General features: G+C 47.2%; 10 protein-coding genes and 2 pseudogenes. All 12 read right to left on the bottom strand.

The window, feature by feature from the left end:
• Positions 1-51 precede the first annotated feature (51 nt).
• Positions 52-2,076, bottom strand: a pseudogene (locus tag OXN25_21920) (type I restriction endonuclease subunit R).
• Positions 2,077-2,093: 17 nt separating this feature from the next.
• A complete protein-coding gene (locus tag OXN25_21925; protein MDE0427521.1) occupies positions 2,094-2,720 on the bottom strand; it encodes a DUF4276 family protein in 627 nt (208 codons plus the stop codon).
• The gene (locus OXN25_21930; protein MDE0427522.1) at positions 2,710-3,945 is read right to left on the bottom strand and encodes an AAA family ATPase; all 1,236 of its coding nucleotides are present in this window, start codon (positions 3,943-3,945) and stop codon (positions 2,710-2,712) included. The genes OXN25_21925 and OXN25_21930 overlap by 11 nt, the downstream gene beginning before the upstream one ends.
• A gap of 24 nt (positions 3,946-3,969) precedes the next feature.
• A pseudogene (locus tag OXN25_21935) lies at positions 3,970-4,380 on the bottom strand (toll/interleukin-1 receptor domain-containing protein).
• A 35-nt stretch (positions 4,381-4,415) separates the two neighbouring features.
• Entirely contained in the window at positions 4,416-5,927 is a 1,512-nt protein-coding gene (locus tag OXN25_21940) for a toll/interleukin-1 receptor domain-containing protein (GenBank protein ID MDE0427523.1), read from the bottom strand.
• Complete coding sequence (locus tag OXN25_21945; protein MDE0427524.1) at positions 5,908-7,128, bottom strand: restriction endonuclease subunit S; 1,221 nt, start codon at positions 7,126-7,128, stop codon at positions 5,908-5,910. The genes OXN25_21940 and OXN25_21945 overlap by 20 nt, the downstream gene beginning before the upstream one ends.
• 18 nt (positions 7,129-7,146) lie before the next feature.
• Positions 7,147-7,395: a hypothetical protein gene (locus OXN25_21950; protein MDE0427525.1), complete on the bottom strand. Its 249-nt coding sequence runs from the start codon at positions 7,393-7,395 to the stop codon at positions 7,147-7,149.
• The gene (locus tag OXN25_21955) at positions 7,392-9,146 is read right to left on the bottom strand and encodes a putative DNA binding domain-containing protein (protein ID MDE0427526.1); all 1,755 of its coding nucleotides are present in this window, start codon (positions 9,144-9,146) and stop codon (positions 7,392-7,394) included. Before OXN25_21955 ends, OXN25_21950 begins: the two co-directional genes overlap by 4 nt.
• Complete coding sequence (locus OXN25_21960) at positions 9,143-10,753, bottom strand: class I SAM-dependent DNA methyltransferase (GenBank protein ID MDE0427527.1); 1,611 nt, start codon at positions 10,751-10,753, stop codon at positions 9,143-9,145. The genes OXN25_21955 and OXN25_21960 overlap by 4 nt, the downstream gene beginning before the upstream one ends.
• Positions 10,754-11,060: 307 nt before the next feature.
• Positions 11,061-12,518: a sulfatase-like hydrolase/transferase gene (locus OXN25_21965; protein ID MDE0427528.1), complete on the bottom strand. Its 1,458-nt coding sequence runs from the start codon at positions 12,516-12,518 to the stop codon at positions 11,061-11,063.
• A gap of 121 nt (positions 12,519-12,639) precedes the next feature.
• The gene (locus OXN25_21970; protein ID MDE0427529.1) at positions 12,640-13,770 is read right to left on the bottom strand and encodes a DUF711 family protein; all 1,131 of its coding nucleotides are present in this window, start codon (positions 13,768-13,770) and stop codon (positions 12,640-12,642) included.
• An 18-nt stretch (positions 13,771-13,788) separates the two neighbouring features.
• Complete coding sequence (locus tag OXN25_21975; protein MDE0427530.1) at positions 13,789-14,760, bottom strand: acetyl-CoA carboxylase carboxyltransferase subunit alpha; 972 nt, start codon at positions 14,758-14,760, stop codon at positions 13,789-13,791.
• Positions 14,761-14,773 lie beyond the last annotated feature (13 nt).

A 14,773-nucleotide genomic window follows, 5' to 3' on the forward strand; every position in this document is an offset into this window, starting at 1 on the left:
CTACCAAAACCTAACAAAAATGTCAATAACTTACACAATGTAAACACTACCTACAATCAAACCGCCGGGTTTGTCGCGGTATACACGATTGACGCGAGCAATCGCCTGCATCAGTCCGTGTCCACGCATCGGTTTGTCTACATACATGGTGTGGAGACTCGGCGCGTCAAATCCGGTGAGCCACATATCGCGGACAATGACGAGTTTTAACGGGTCGTTGGGATTTTTGAACCGAGTTGCCATTGCCTCGCGCCACGCCTTGTTTTGGATATGCGGCTGCCATGATACATCATCAGAAGCAGAGCCTGTCATCACGATTTTTATTACGCTACTCTTGTCGTCATTGTCGTGCCACTCTGGACGACGTTTGACAATCGCATTGTAGAGGTCAACGCAGATGCGGCGGCTCATACAGACAACCATCCCCTTACCTTCTATTGTCTCCAACCGTTCTTCAAAATGGGCGATTATGTCATCGGCGATGAGTCCCAGTCGTTCTGCGGCACCTACTAACGCCTCAAGTTGCGCCCATTTGGTCTTGAGTCTTTCCTTCTGTGCTACCTCCTCTGCTTCCGTCACTTCCTCAAATTCTGGGTCGATGCGAGGTCTTTCGTTCTCGTCAAGTTCGATTTTGGCGAGGCGACTTTCGTAGTAGATTGGAACAGTGGCTCCGTCATCAACTGCCTGTTGGATGTCGTAGATGCTGATGTAATTTCCAAAGACGGCGCGGGTGTTGCGGTCTGTTAGTTCAATTGGTGTACCGGTAAAACCGATAAAAGAGGCGTTGGGAAGTGCGTCGCGCATGTGGCGGGCAAATCCGTCAATAAAGCCGTATTGGCTACGATGCGCTTCGTCAGCGATTAGCACGATGTTTCGGCGATCAGACAGTTGTGGAAAACGGGTTTCCTCACCTTCGGGAAAGAACTTTTGAACTGTGGTAAAGACCACACCACCAGAGGCAACTTGCAGGAGTTCGCGTAAGTGTCGTCTATTTTGGGCTTGCGCCGGTGTCTGCCGTAGAAGTTGGTGACATCGAGCGAATGTTCCGAACAGTTGGTCATCTAAGTCGTTCGTGTCAGTGATAACAACGAGGGTTGGATTTTCCATCTGGGGGTGTTGGACGATGCTGCCAGCATAAAAAGCCATCGTCAAACTCTTGCCAGAACCTTGTGTATGCCAGATCACACCGCACTGCTTGTCTCCTTCTATATGTGATGCCTTTAGTGTTGTCTCCACTGCTATTTGGACGGCATGGAATTGGTGATAACCCGCGATTTTTTTGGCAATTGTCCCACCTTCGGTTTCTTCAAAAACGATGAAATGTTTGAGATAACGCAGAAATCGTTGTTTCTCAAATGCGCCCTTAATCAATATTTCCAGCTCTACTTCCGTTGATGGTGCTTCGTCTTCCCCTTCAATTGTTCGCCACGGCAAGAACCATTCTGTATCGGCGGTTAAAGATCCGATACGCGCCTCTGATCCATCAGAAATGACGATCCCTTCGTTGTAGGTGAATAGGGTAGGAATTTCCTGTTTGTAGGTTTGGATTTGACGAAATGCTGTTAAGACAGTGGCTTTTTCATCGGTTGGGTTCTTAAGTTCAATTACGGCTAAAGGGAGTCCGTTGATAAACAGTACGATGTCCGGGCGGCGTTCGCTTGCTCCCACCACTGTAAATTGATTCACCGCAAGCCAATCGTTGTTTTCAGGTGTATCAAAATCGACCAATCGCACTCGCTCACCGCGGACTGTGCCGTCTGGCTGACGATATTCAACTTCTATACCCTCAATCAACATCAGATGAAATGTGCGGTTATTCTGAACCAAGGTGTGAGAATCTGGGTTTCGTACTTTGCGGATTGCTTCTTCTTGTGTATTGGGAGGTATGTTTGGATTGAGGTGGGCAACAGCATCTTGTAAACGATGTGTCAAGATGACTTTGTTATAAGAGAAACGTTCAGCATCGGGCGTGTCGGGGGCGATGTCGGGACCGTGTAAAACGGTATAGCCTAAGTCAGCAAGCCAGTTGAGAGAGGTTTCTTCTATATCTGATTCGTAAATCTTGCTGCGATTCATATTAGTATCCAATGTCCCTACACCAACAATTCTTCTCCGATGCATGCTTTGAGCCCTTCAACGAACACCTGAAAACTTTTCGATCTGTTCCGACTCGGTTCCATGTATTGTGCAATGTTCTGCGCTACTGTAGGTTTAGGTATCCGTTCTCTAAAGTAGTTTTGTCGTATCAGCAAACGTTCCAAAGCCTCATAAGTCCCACCCTGAATTGCATCAGGATTTCGATATTTTCTCTGATATTGGAGGGTTTTCGGAATTCTTGGATAAGCCGTATGCAAAGCCTCAATGTCTCCAAAGAACCATGCCTCTAATTCCTCAATTGCCAACCGATTGACGACTTGAAAATCCTCATTTGGGGCTGCACTGGATTTCGTGACCAAACCCGCTTCGTGTGCTGCTTGTTCTAACTTTGCTTTTAGTTCGTGACAGTCTTCCCGGTCTTCATCAATAAGCACAATAATTCGCCAATCGTCGGATATCCATTGGCGATAGGTTTTCAATCGCTCCGGTAAACTCTTAAGCAGATGTTCTTTACCTTTAAAAACGAAAAAATCGTAACTGATATTGCCTGAAAGAATCTTTGGTAAGATAGTTCTTAATACCGCTTCTGCGGAAGGCTCTTCCAACAGAAATTCAAGATACACGTCCACCTCGCTTTGGACCGCCTGCATTGGTCAATGGATCACCAAATTCAAAGTAACCTTCCATCCAGAGTTCTCCCAACTTCGCCTCACTTTCCATAAATTCTTTGATTCCTAACATCTCTGATGCGTGTTTGCAGACCGTGAAGCCTTCTTCATCCCGATACAGTACCCACACTTCCTCAGCGCGAAGTTCATTGACGAGCCGCGGTGAGTGCGTGGTAATTATGAGTTGAGAGAACATTAACACCTCAAGAAACTCCCCGACCAAACCGGTCAACAAGCGTGGGTGTAGGTAGTTCTCAGGTTCCTCAATACCGATTAATTGCGGCGGTTGTGGGCTATGAAACAATGTTAAATAAGATAGCAGCTTCAACGTGCCATCGGAGGCGAACTTTGCCAAGATGGGTTGGTCAAATGGGGCATCTTTAATCTTTAGCTGGCGGCGACCACTCATCCTCAATTCCGTGTCAACTTTTTCTAAGCGAGGCACCTGATTTGATAGAGAAGCGATAATTTTTTCCAAACGTTCTGGGTATCTTTCCTGCAGATACTGGATAACATTGGGCAAGTTGTCGCCTGTTGCGGACAATCGCTTTTGCGGTCCATCGTTGGTTGCTTGGCGCGCGGCATCGGCAGAAAGGTCGGAGAGATACCAATCTGTAATAAAACGTCGAAAGGCACTAACGCGTGGGTGATGTGTGGATTGACCAAACATACTTGCTGCGATCGTTGTCAGATCATCCAGGTGCTCATCGATAGGTTCATCCGTTTTATCCGGTGTTTCCCCAGGGATTACGCTACCCTTTCCGTAATGAAAATTGAGGAAACGCACATGTTTTCCTCGACTTCCGCGCCGCCACTGCAGCCATTCGGTTTCAACAAAAGGACCTTCCGCATTTTCATTGATGGAAAGATGATAAGTGATAACCGGTGTTCCGGGTTCTTCTCGATATTTCAACTCAAATGCAATCGGGCCATCACAGCCGCGTGTCCTCAGTTCCTTGAAACCTTCTCTTTTGTCCAAAGCACGGCGCAGCCCATCCGTGAAACATTCAGCAAGGAACGCAAATACATCAAATAGTGTTGATTTTCCACTGCCATTTGGACCTAAAAAAACAGACAGCGGTTTGAGTTGTTTCAATTCTATATCCTGTAGTCCCCGGTAGTTTTTTATATGCAGGGACTCAATGTATGGGATCAATGGTTTTTGTAGAGGGGGTAGCAAGAGCCGTTTATACAGCAGCTCCTCAAATTTCTCCTCAAATTGGTCGTCGGCCGTAAAATCAATATAAGCTCGTTCTTTCAAAAATTCTGGTGTTTTATCTTCCCATTCCGTCTGGCGAATTATGGGAATAAATTTGTTAGTTCCCAAATCTTCAACAAGTTTTTGGGTTATAATCATCGATTCGTATCCAATGCTATCTTCACCATCATTTGCCTTGCTCACGTAACTATCTGTGCAAATAACCAGAATCCAATCGGAATTCTTAACACCAAATTCCATGAATTGTTTTTGGTTGTTATCCGAACTAAGATGCCACTGATCGAATATTAGCTGAACTTCATTTTTTCGGAGTTTTGCAGCAAGTTCAGATATCCATCGCATGTGTACTGGAGAATCGTGAGAATATGAAATGAACACTTTAGGATTTCCAGCCATTTTCATCTCCACTATTTCAGTATTGTCCAAGAAGTTTACAATATCTCCAAGAAATCCTGATGATCAATAATGTTGCTACTATAAATTTGCCTATTAACGTTGACAGATGAGGATCTATAGACATTACCCAACCAACTTTTAAATAAGTGAACCCAATTTCTCCATAAATTCTGCATTTGTTCATGTGTCACATTTAATTTCGTCCATAACTCCGACACTGAATCTGGATCACGAAGTAAAAGAGTTTTTGCTCGTCTATATATATCCTGATCTTCAGTCATAAAAGTCAGGGGGACATCAAAGTCAAATGTACTACTGTAACTTCTGTTTATTAACCTATCCTGCCAGTTTGAAGCGATTAATATTGCTAATTCATGGATATTCAGTAGCATGTAATATGCCACTAATGAACTTTGATATTCTACGTTATCTTCAAATATGAGAGATAGCCACTGGCATCTTTCATACGCATTGGCTAAATATTCCCACCCTTTTGTGCAATCTGGTCCAAAGGAGTCTGCCCATCCCACAAACTCAGGCATCTTCCAAGCATGAATGAGTTCTTTTCTATTATATCTATCAGGAATTTTAACCGATGCGAGACCAAGGGCAAGGTCTATCTGATTTGTACTTAGACTGAGCCCCCCGTGAAGACTGTGGTAAACATATCCCAAGGCTTCAGGGATGTGGACCGAAACTGTGTCCCCGACCGGACTCCATCCGGCAATGTTTAACAAATCATCAAGAAAAGATTTTTGATTTCTAAATTCCTCCCTACCCGATTCAACTCCGGCTAATGCGACAACCATTAGAGGTGAAATAATTTCAACTGCTTTATCCACAGCTTGAAAAGATTCTTCGCTTTTAGGTTCTTGTCCATCTAATTCATCTTGCCGCCATTGGATTAAGGATTTGAATACGTTTGGTCGAACTTGTTTGACAAGTTGCCTCCATCCAAGTGTATCCCCTGTACGTACGAGTTTAGACGCTGTTGTGTAAACTAACGATGGAGATTTAACCTCGTCCGATATTTCAGTGAGTTGCGTGTCAGATTCTACAGGAGGGAACGGACTTTTTCCCAAAGGAGGTTTTTCTATAATTGGCATTTCGTGGAGCTCACGAATTAATTTTTCACATTCCGCGTCGAATTGACTGTCCCTTGTAAAGTCAGCATAAACGCGTGTTCCTAAAAATGTTGGTGTTTTTTCCTTTCCTGATGCCTGACGAATGATAGGAATAAATTTGTCTGTCCCTAAATTCTGAACAAGTTCGGCGTTTACAATCATTCGCTCGTAGCCAACACCACCTTCGCCAGCGTTTGCTTTGTTTACGTATTTGCCTGTGCATATAACCAGCACTCTATCAGCATCCACAATGCCACGTTCCATGAATCGTGTTATATCATCACCTAATCCAAGGTCCCACTGGTCGAGTATTGCATCAATTCCGTTGTGACGAAGTCGTGCAGCGAGTTCGGATACCCACCGTTTGTGCTCTGGAGAATCGTGAGAATATGAAATGAAGACTTTAGGATTTTCCGCCATCATTTTCCTCCAATATCTCATTTGCATCGTCTATACGAATTTCACCGGACAATAACTTTGGTAACAGTGTATCTCGGGTTTGGGCAAGTGCGCGAGATTCATTTTCGTTATTCTCAATAGTTTGATCTAAAGGGTGAACCAAACGTTCAAATACTTCAATAATTTCGTTGGGTGGTCTAAGATGGGCAAGCGTTTGGAAATCTGTTTTGTTGATTGATCCAAAAACCGTTCCCTCTGCTTCGTAGCGAGAAAAGACATCCTGCAAAAACTGCATAGTGTAGTAGGTATAGGATCGGCTCCCTGTTTTATGTCGGACCGCTGCCACGCCACGACCTATATTGCACTTTTCCGAAGCCATATTAATATCTCCCACAGGTGCGCGAACACTGACGAGAGTATCACCTTTTTCAGCAAATCGTTTTGGTGTGGTACAATAGACGCGTCGCGCTGGATACCTAAAACCAAAATCTTTGCTTCCTTGATAAAATGGCACCCCTTTTTCATCCTCGTTGTACGTGGATCCGGGCGGTGATTGTCCCATTGTAAGATTGAAATCTTCATCAATCGTCCCAACCTGCCATCCCTTCGGAATCCTCCGCAAGGGAGAATCCTGAAACGCTGATGGGAATAGGGCAGCAGTTTCAGTATCCATGCATTTGGGTCTGCGGCCATCCATCTTTGCCTTTACGGGATCAAAGTCCACAAACCACGACTTGAAAATTGCTCGTGCGGTCGCTTCCAACGTCTCATTCATCTGTCGGTTGAGTTCAATTTTGTCGTCAAGCGTGCTGAGGATGTGAGCGATACGGCGTTGTTCAGAAAGCCCTGGGATAGTCGCAGGTATCTGCGAAAGAATAGTCTGATTAAGCAACGGTTGTCCCGAACCCGTCTGAAAATCATTCAAGCGAAGCGTATGAAGCATGTAAAAAAGAAATCTTGGATCGTTTCCGTTCATTGCCTTAGCCCTAATAGCGTTATCGGTCACCCAACAAGAACTATTACTAAAATGTACAGATCCGCAATAACTACCAACACGCCCGATAATAATAGTACCAGGGCTGGAATTCGCCTCATTGGAGAATCCTATAATCCCATTACCACCATAAACAGGGTATGGTAAGTTGCTGGAGCGTTCAGGACTGGATTTACCATTGGAGAGGGATAACAAGCTGCCAAGGTTGGTTGTAACTCGCTCACTTTTCATACTTGATCCTTTTCAATTTTAATAATACGGAGCGCGGTGGAAAACCAAAGCCTCTACAATTTTGGTATCATCAGCTGTTTCTTCACTCTCATAGGGCGGATCACCGTGTTCGCCTTCCCAGTCATGTTTTCCAGCGTTCAACTCTATTTTTCTGGTGAAAATCCGATTTGGTGAGATGTCGTCATAGCCATCCTCATAGCCGTTGACAACGACGCGTAAATCATCAGGATATTTTTCGAGAAATTCTACTAATTCTTTTACTGTCATTTTGCTTCTCCTTTGTCATAAGGACGATACTCTATCAACACCGACCTACCAATGATTGAAACGATTCGCACCAACATTTCCTTTCCATCAGCATCGGTGAGGCGTAAATCTTCCCCCGGGACGAAAGTAACCGGTTGCTGCTGTCCTTCATTTATAGCGATATTGGAGGCGTAGAGATAGGTCCGGTCGCTTGTATCACGAATAGGATTCAAACGCCCGGACAAGCCTGGAATGTTCCCTGTTGCTTCTGGAAAGATTACCGATCCACTCTCTGGAAGGCTTTGCATTTCAAGGGTCAGTCCTCTCTCCGCTGGTATCCAATCGTGTACGAGGCGTGCAGCAAATCCGGGAGCGGCTGCGTATACCGTCATCGGGAGGTGAGTCGTATGCAGATCGATTTCTGCCTCGCCACTCTCATCAGTAGTTGCACGTTTCCAGGTCTTATTCGGAAATAGCACTAATAATTCAACTCCAAGCAGCGGATTCCCATCGTAGTGAGCAAGAATACCAGCGGTTGCAGGTGTAAGAACTGTATCGGCTGCAGGGATTGTGAGAAAAAGATCTGAATTGTCAATGAGATTATACTTCGGCTTCTTTCCGCTCAAAGCCTCTGTTTCACGAAAAATCGTTGGTACTCCATCGCCCCGCCGTTCCATGAAGAATTGCCGCTCACCGGAGCCATGGATATCTCCAACAGGTATCCGTCCGAGCATTGAGGCAAGGGCTTCGTTTCGCGTTGATTGTCGGACATCCATACTATCAATCGTGAGGTTGTTTGGTAAACCTCCAGGGGAGTTTATTTCTATACGGTCAGCGAACATTGAAAGGCGAATCCTACTATTGTGAATCGCATAGTCGCGGTGGACAACGGCGTTAACAATTGCTTCAAAAAGTGCCCTTTCACTATATTGGGGCAGGTTGGTGCGCGCTGGGTTTTTGTAGGCGCCGACGCGCATGTTACGAACAGCAAAGGTAATCGCTTCAATAATTTGTTGGTTCAGAGGACCTGTAATTATCTGGGCATCTATCTGGCCTGACGCGCGGTCCTTACCACGGTAACAGGTTGCGGAGATACAGGCATTAGGTAACCACTCCTCTGGAAAACGACAGCACAACAGGACCCCAGCCACAGTAGCACGCGTTGTCCCGTTTTCGTCGCTGGTCAGAAGTCCCATTTTCTCCAACGCCAATTCAGGAGCAGCGGCACCCTCAGTACTTAGCAATGGTTTCCAGAGAGACTCATCTAAAGATCCGAAGCCGGTCTCTGGAACTGGCTGTTTGTCAAACCAGAGGAAACGTGCCTGCCCACGCTGCTGTGCTAGCCGCAATCGCTCATCACTTGTCATCTTGCGTTTTGAGCTACCAACTCGATGGTAACTGCCGCCAGGACTATCGTATTGGGCATCACCGCGTGGAATCTGAACCAGCAAGAATGGCTTTCCTTCCTCTATTTCTCTGCGAAGAATAGTGGGACGAATTGAGGGTTTAATCCTGTCCATGCAAATTTCAGTCAAGACACGTTCGATCGCATCCATCTGCTCGCGCGACATGCCTTGAACATCGCTGGCATCGGTTACACCGCAGAGTAGCACGCCGCCATCGGTATTGGCAAAGGCAGCGATCTCATCTGCAAGATCGTCACGACGAGGACTCTTTGGAATATCTCCTGCGAACACGATTTCTTTGAATTCCCAGTGACTGTCTTCACCTAAGCGCATTTGACGTTTGATTTCTGCATCGCTGAAATTCATGAATCCTCTCCGAATCCGAATATCTCCAGATTCTTAGCAATAGCCTTATCCAATCGCCTCGCTTCTGCCATCTGATCGGTTAATTTCTTGGTCAAATGTGCCATTGTGTCTTCAAACGGTTCGCTGTCTTCCTCTTGCACTTCTGCACCGACGTAACGTCCAGGCGTTAGGACGTTACCATTTTCTTCGACTTCTGCAAGCGTTGTGCTTTTACAGAATCCGGGTACATCGGCATATTCACCCGCGCCCTCATCGCCGCGCCATGCGTGATAGGTTTCGGCAATTCGCGTCATTTCCGAATGCGTTAGCTCGCGGTGTACGCGGTCTATCATCCTCCCCAACCTGCGGGCATCTATGAAAAGTGTTTCGCCGGTTCGCTTACGAAAGCGATGATTTTCTTTATTTCTCGCGATAAACCAGAGACAAACGGGAATTGATGTTGAATAGAAAAGTTGCCCCGGCAATGCCACCATGCAGTCTACTAAATCGGCTTCAATAATTTTCTTGCGGATTTCACCTTCGGTTGAGGTATTGCTACTCATCGAACCGTTTGCTAATACAAAGCCAGCAATGCCGTTTGGGGCGAGGTGAGAGATAAAATGCTGCACCCAAGCAAAGTTGGCGTTGCCAGGTGGTGGCGCACCGTAAGCCCAACGCCTGTCTTCACGCAATCGGGATCCACCCCAATCGCTGCTATTAAACGGAGGATTGGCGAGGATATAGTCGGCTTTTAGGTCTGGATGCAGATCGTTGTGAAAACTATCGGCGTGTTCCTGACCGAAATTCGCCTCAATGCCTCGAATCGCGAGATTCATCAACGCCAATTGGCGTGTGGTTGGGTTTGATTCTTGCCCGAAAATGGAGATGTCGTCGCGTTGTCCACCATGTGCTTCGACGAATGCTTCGCTCTGGACAAACATCCCGCCTGAGCCACAGCATGGATCGTAAACCCGTCCTTTGTACGGCGCGAGCATCTCAACGAGGAGCTGCACAACACAGCGCGGGGTGTAGAACTGTCCGCCTCTCTTCCCTTCAGCACTGGCGAATTGCGAAAGGAAGTATTCATAGACTCTGCCTAATATGTCTTTTGAGCGATTTTCTTCTTCTCCTAAACCGATTGTGCTGATGAGGTCAACGAGTTCACCGAGGCGTTGCTTGTCAAGCATCGGACGCGCATAATTTTTCGGTAGAACGCCTTTCAGACGCAGATTTTCTTGTTCAATCGCATGCATTGCGTTATCAATCAGCGTTCCAATTTCGGGTTGCTTAGCTTTTGCTTGTAGATATGACCAGCGCGCCTCCTTAGGGACATAGAAGATATTTTCGGCTAAGTATTCGTCTCTGTCCTCTACTACTTCATAACGGATAGATTCTTCTTTGATGTAGTCATCGCTATGTGGATTGGCAAATTCTTGGAGCAGAGAATTGTGTTTCTCCTCAAAAGTATCGGAGATGTACTTGAGGAAGATCAACCCTAACACGACGTGTTTGTATTCGGCAGCATCCATGTTGTTTCGGAGTTTGTCGGCTGCTTGATATAAGGTTGCTTCAAAGCCGAGGGTTGCGCCGTTTTTATTGGAATTTGTGTCTGATTTCTTTTTAGCCATCTTTTTCAGAGAATCCTGTTTATAGGAGATATTATAATGAGCAACATACGCTAATCACCACTCTTGCTCACAATTGGCGGTATATTGTATTGTGTTAGGAGGCACGCAAACTAACAGTTTGCGCTACAAAGAGCTACAAATGATGAACTAACTTCGTTAAAATAATACTACATTTGGCGTAGAAATTCAACGGTTTTAATTCGGAAATGTAAGCGTTGATTGTCAGAATTATGGAGTTACGCGAATAGCTTAGAGGGAGTTGAACGGTGCGGTTGGAAACCGCACCTACCGCTTTTGGAGAGGCGACTTAGCGTCCCGTAGATGGCTGTGGTGGCCAGTGAAGTCCGCGTTGGCCCGACAAGGCGCGGTTAGGAGATGGTCGATACTCCCGATCTGGTAAACCGACGAGTTTGCCATCTTGCAACCATTTCTCATCGTCTCCATAGAGTTCGCCAATCAAATGATTTGTCAGTCGCTCACGGACTTCAGCGTGCGCTGATGAATTGGCGAGGTCGTTTAATTCCCTTGGGTCTTCTTCCAAATCGAAGAGTTGTCGGTAGTTCCCAGTGGCATAATAGATAAGCTTAAAGCGTCCTTCATGGACCATCCGAGTCGCACTCCCGCCTACACCAATCTCACCGTACAACCACTCGCGTTTTTGATCGCCTACCATCGGTATGCCTTCAACCGTATCTGGAATGTCGATGCCTGCTAAGTGGAGTAAGGTTGGCATGACATCCTGCCATCCAACGAGCCGATCGTCCACTCTGTGGTGTCCGACGCGTTCATCGCCCGCGGTGCCGACGAGAATCATGGGAACGTTAGCGGAGTCTTCATAGTAGAGCCGTTTTGCCCACATCCGATGATTTCCGAGCATATCGCCGTGGTCGGACGTGAAGAGCAAAATCGTGTTGTTCAACAGACCTTCTTCTCGCAAAGTCCCGATAACAACACGAAGCTGATGGTCAATATGCGTACAGAGGGCATAAAACGCTTGGCGTGCCGAACGGATCTGATCTTCTGTAAAGTGTTCGTCCTGTTTCTGCCGTCCTTTTATGGGTAAGGGCAGCCCCTCAGTCTGCTTCGCCCAGTCGCCGTAATAGGGCATGTCTACGTCAATATCGCGATACATATCCATGTAGCATTGGAGCGGTGCCAGTGGCGGATGTGGATGGCAATACGAGAGGTACCAGAATCCGGGACGAGTTGGATCGCGGCGTTTAATCATCCGCACCATCTGCCGTGTACTCCAGTTCGTGACGTGGCAATCCTCAGGCAAGTGCCAAGGTCGGTTAAGATAATCGTTGTTACACATACCGTGTGCGAATTGCTGACCGGCATAACCCCTATCGCCAAGGAACAACTCATAATCGTCAATTGCACCGTATTGGAGTCTACCCTCCTCACCCAATATCACATCGTCGAACCCGATCCGATCGCGTTGCGGGTAGACATGGAGTTTGCCAACAGCATACGCCTGATACCCGGCATCCCGAAAGGTTTGGGCAATAGTCGGGAGTCCATTTAGCCCTTGTTGATCGTTAAAGACCCGATCTTTGTGGGTCCGCGGCGTTGTTCCCGTCATTAACGTCTTTCGCGCTGGAACACAGACAGGACATTCGCTGTACCCACGTGTAAAACGCGTGCCAGCGCGAGCGAGCGTGTCCAACGTCGGTGTTTGGATAGCGGGGTGTCCACTGACACCCAACAGCGAGTTGGGCCAATGGTCTGTTGAAATTAAAAGCACATGGGGTTTGTCAGACATAGTTGTTCCTTTTACCGATTATACCGTGCGAAATAAAAAGTCTTGAGGGATTTCTGTTCGCATCATCTTATCAAAAGCTGTTACAATTGGCAACGAAAAAATCAGAACAGCGGATTTACCGCTATATTTGCATTACTTTCGTATTTGTCAGATATGGAGACTGGAAGTGGGTCATGTCACCCGCCTTACGTCCCGGAACCGGAAAAAGACGAACGGATAAAGGCTTAGCGAGTTGAATAGAGAGGGTCGCAACATCAGTGAGGATGGCGGCAAGCTGAGCGTTTGAAGCGTCCCCGGGTATAGGAATTGTATCCAATCCCGTGCCGCAAACAGTAGAATAGAGGAGGAGACTGTCGAGGTTAAAATAGCCTGATTCGCTGCGCGCTCCCAATCCGACATCTTCAAGGACGGGGAGCATTAACCCAGAATAACCGCAGAGAGGTAGGTCGAGGGATCGGAGTGTCCGTGTCAAACCAGCAGCGACCGTTAGCGTACCGCGTTCACCGAAATAACCACGGAGTTGTTGCTCCATTGCATAAGCGATGCTTTCATCACCCATCGGGGCAGGGGAAACATCTATACCGACAAACTTTATGCCCCACTCCTGTGCAAGCGTTTCTGCGAGCGCGACGATTTTTTGACCTTCCATTTCCATTAGAATTTTCAGGCTTTGCAGTGCCGTCTCTAAATTTTGGGCACCCGTGAACGCTTGATTGACTAAATCCGCCGCCTGCCATCCGATGCCGAAGTTCGTTCGAGTGTCTTGCCAATATGCTGCTGGAAAGAAGGGGGTATTCGGTGGGCAGTTCATCAACGCTGCAAAGCGGAGGTTCCCGTAGCCAGCGTTGGTTTGGTGTGCTATCTGTTGAATGATGTCTGCTGTGCTTTCAGTGATCTCCGATGCGACATCTCCGGATTGTGTTGTGAGGGTAACAGTCGCAAAGAGGACCTCACTTTGGATAATCACATCGGCAACATGGTCAAGATGCGTTTTTGTGGATCGTTTTCCGGGCAGGATTGTCCCCAAGTTAAGGAAGTCAATTCCGAACGCTTGGGCTTGGATATCTAATCTAAGAATTGCATCTATATCCCGCGCCTCATCCCAGATTTGGGAACTGACACGTGTTGTTTGTACCTCGTAACCGTTCGCTTCAAAATAGGTTTGGGCGGCGGCGTTAAACTTCGCAGCGCGCTCGAGTTGATACGGCGCAAAAGGGAGCGGAATGCCTGTCGTAATTGTTCGGATCTTCATGTCGCTTGCATTCATTCCTCAAGCAGAATCTTCGCCATAAAGCCCGATGTGGCGATAACGTTCATGTCTCTGTTGGATGAGTTGTTGGGGTGTCATCTGCATCAATTCGGTGAGATGCCTACGTATAGCGCGCCTAACGCTGCGCGCCGCGGCTTCGGGATCCCTGTGTGCCCCACCGAGGGGTTCACGGATAACTTGGTCAATGATACCTAACTTGAGCAGATCCGGGGCAGTCGGTTTATAGCCCTCGGTCGCTTCTGGTGCGCGTTCACCTTTGTCTTTCCATACGATACCGCTACAGGCTTCAGGGGGCGCGACACAGTAGACGGCGTACTCCATCATCAATACGCGATTGCCGACCGCAATTGCGAGCGCACCACCACTGCCACCTTCACCGATAATAACGACGAGAATCGGAACGCGCAGTGCCATCATCTCAGCGAGATTTTCAGCGATCGCCATTGCTTGCCCGTATTCCTCGGAACGGAGATCAAAGTGTGCTCCCGGTGTATCCACAAAACAGAGTAAGGGCCGGTTGAACTTATTCGCCAGCTGCATTAACCGTCTCGCCTTGCGATAGCCTTCCGGGTGTGTGTAACCGAAATTCATCTCCTGGCGCTCTTCAAGGTTCGTCCCCTTCTGCTGTGCAAGATAAACAAGCGGTTGTCCATCGAACCATGCCAATCCGCCGATGAGGGCGCGGTCGTCGCCGTATAATTTATCGCTATGAAGTTCGGTAGGTTCATCAAGAAGTGCGTCGATATAGAAAGGAGCTTGCGGGCGTTGTGCATGGCGCGCCAAGCGCACTTTATCCCATCGGCTCAATTTTTGGAACGTTCGCTTTGTAAGCGTATCCGCATTCTGCTTTAGCGCATCCATCCCCTCTTTCAGGTCTAACTCAGGATGTGTTTCTGCGAAGACTTCCAATTGTGTGAGGTGCCGTTCCAATTCGATGAATGGTCTTTCAAATTCAAGTTCTGCTGTGTTCATATCTATTGGCTTT

The organism is Candidatus Poribacteria bacterium (assembly GCA_028820845.1).
In the GTDB taxonomy this organism is placed as follows: Bacteria; Poribacteria; WGA-4E; order WGA-4E; family WGA-3G; genus WGA-3G.